Here is a 2,693-nt window from a genome sequence, read left to right on the forward strand (position 1 = left end):
GAAATCTTAGGCATCGCGTCACCCATAGCCACGACCCCGGCGGCCGTTGCCGTGACAGCTGCTGCAAGTACCGTCATGCCGCCAGAGAGCAGGGCAACTCCTGCCGCGAGCAGCGTTACCGCGGCTGCGGCCACGACAACCCCTGCGCCAAACACTAGCGCCCCTGCCCCTGCTACCAGAGTGCCCGCGCCGAATACTAGTGCCCCCGCACCCGCGAGGAGCAGAGCGGGGGCTAGCAGCATAACCGCGGCGGACAGCATCATAATCCCGCCAGCCGCAGCCATACCAGTTGCCGCGATTATAGGCATCTGAGCCGCCGCAATTGCCAGCCCGACAGACAGCACAAGCACGCCCGCAGCAAGCAGTGCGACCCCTGCGGCGAGCACCAACACAGCAGCGCCAAGCAGCATCCCTCCTGCGGCCGCAACAACAAGCCCCGCTCCGAGCACGAGCATACCCGCTCCGACAAGCAGCGCGGCGGGAGCCAGGGCGAGCATTGACAGCGACAGCGCGGCGATGTTCAGCGCCGCAGACACCCCGTATTCCGAGATGGTCGGCAGCTGCGTTGCTAACAAGGCAAGCCCACCACAGGCGAGCGCCACACCAAGACCGACCAGCGCGATGGCGCCGCCGAAAGCGACAAACCCTACAGCCCCTGCCGTTAGCGCCGGTCCAAGGACGGCGGCACCAAGCGCCAGCAGCGCGATAGACGCTACCAGCCCAACCATGACCGCGATAGCGAGAGGCCCGGCAGCCGCGAGCTGCACAGCCGACATCGCAAGCAGCGCCAACCCACCGCAGGCGAGCGCAATTCCGCCGCCAAGAGCAATCATCGCGACAGCCGAGGCTAGGATGTTCTTCGCGCTCGCACCGGCGGCAGACCCCGCCGCGCGTTCTCCGACGGCGGTAGCCATAAGGCCAGCGCCTGCCGACACTCCGCGCCCAGCAAGAGATGCCACGCTCGACGCGATGCCGGATAATCCCTTGGCCGTTTTAGCCGCGCTCGAGGCAATCTTCGCCACGGCAAAGGCCGTACCTATACCGGCAACCGCGCCGATGACCGCTTGGGCTTCGGGCGGAAGCGCGCCGAACGCGCCAGTTAGTGCCTCTATGGGGCTTGCGCCGTCCGTTATCGCCTGGGCAAAAACTCCGACCACGTCGTTTGCAACCTCAAACGCGGGCGTTAGGCTGTCGTTGAGCGCGTTAACGCCCGCCGTAATGGCTGGCTGCGCGGTCTGCAGCAGCTCGGACAGCCCGCCAACAACGGTCGCTTGGAGGTTGCCAAACGCACCTTCGAAGGTTGCCGTCGATGTCGCCGCTTCCTGCGCCGCGTCGGTCATGCCCAAGTCCATCATCGCCTGATTAAACTCTTCAGCGGTAATCTGGCCTTTTTCCATCGCCTCACGAAAGTTCCCCGTGTAGGCTCCGTTTTTAAGCATCGCATCTTGGAGTTTGCCCGATGCGCCGGGGATGGCGTTCGCGAGCTGGTTCCAGTTTTCGGTCGTGAGCTTGCCCGCCCCCGCGGTTTGCGTGAGCACCATACCAACGGCGCGGAAGGTGTCAGCGTTGCCACCCGACACGGCGTTTAGGTTTCCCGCGGCCTCTGCGAGCCTGTCATAATTGGGTACCGCGTTAGCCGCGAGCTGGGCTGTTACATTCTGAACGTCGTTCAGGTCGTATACGGTCTTGTCGGCGTAACTCTTAGTCGACGCGACAAGTGCGTCGATTTGTGACGTATCAAGACCCGCAAATCCCAGTGTCTGCTTAAATTTCACAACACTATCCGCCGCCCGGCCTGCTTCGGCAACAACGCTGCCGAACCCAACAGCAGCGAGCACCCCGCCCGCCGCCCCGACGACACCCTTAAGCGTAGACCCTATGGACGACGTCGCACCCTTAAGACCAGACGACACGCCAGAGCCGAGCGCCTTCCCGCCTTTTTTACCCGCCTCGTCGTAGTCGGCACCGGCTACCTCTTTTTCAATGCGCCCGCGCATGTTGTCAAACTTCGGCAGCAGCGTTACATACGCACTTGCTAGTTCCAGTCCCGCCACACTACACCCCCTCGATGTTAAGTTTTCTCGCGATGTCGGCCATATCCGTCCGCTCAAGTTTCTTACGTAAAGCGGCTTCCTCGGCTGGCGTTGGGCACGGCTTTGGCCTATTGATCCCGCGCGCTGCGTCTTTTGTTCGCTGCCAGGCCACGTGGCGCAGCAGGTACTCTATTTTGTTGAGCATATAGTCTGACTCCGCCCACGCACACGCTGGCGCATAGGCGCGTACAAGCCTGCTCTCGCGGGGGAGCTGCGCGCATAACGCAGCGGCGTGCTCATGGGTATACTCAACGCCCATCGAGTCGATATTAAGGTTGTAGAACTGTTGTAGGTCTGCTCGCAGTTCGTCTGGATACGTGACCTCTGCGTACGCGAGCTCTAGGAGTTTTTTGCCCCCACCGCCTGCACGGCGGCGGTGTACAGACCGCCCATGTCGGCCACTTCGCCGCCAAGCATATCAACGTACTCTTCGTCGCGTCCCATGAAAATATCCGAGAGCGTCGTAAAATAGCCTACCGGGTCTGTTTCGACCAGGGACATGCGCTTAATGGCGGCGTAATTTCGGATCACGTTTGCGTCGGCTAAAAACTTCATGCCCCTGAATTCAAATTCGATAACGTCCGTTTGCTTTTCTGCCAT

The 2,693-nt window shown here is 61.8% G+C and carries 3 protein-coding genes; all 3 read right to left on the reverse strand.

What is annotated here, in order from left to right:
• A partial coding sequence (locus RR842_RS08125; RefSeq protein WP_332729429.1) for a tape measure protein occupies positions 1-2,054 on the reverse strand: 2,054 nt, incomplete at its 3' end.
• A gap of 1 nt (position 2,055) precedes the next feature.
• The gene (locus RR842_RS08130) at positions 2,056-2,238 is read right to left on the reverse strand and encodes a DUF5361 domain-containing protein (protein ID WP_332729430.1); all 183 of its coding nucleotides are present in this window, start codon (positions 2,236-2,238) and stop codon (positions 2,056-2,058) included.
• Positions 2,239-2,432: 194 nt separating this feature from the next.
• Positions 2,433-2,693: hypothetical protein (locus RR842_RS08135; protein ID WP_332729431.1), on the reverse strand; the 261-nt coding region annotated here is incomplete at its 5' end.

Origin of the sequence: Gordonibacter sp., from assembly GCF_036667095.1 — a bacterium.
Taxonomy (GTDB): domain Bacteria; phylum Actinomycetota; class Coriobacteriia; order Coriobacteriales; family Eggerthellaceae; genus Gordonibacter.

What these genes read in the sequence shown, in the direction of transcription:
- RR842_RS08130 (WP_332729430.1), bottom strand. Translation starts at nt 2,238, where the DNA reads ATGCTCAACAAAATAGAGTACCTGCTGCGCCACGTGGCCTGGCAGCGA.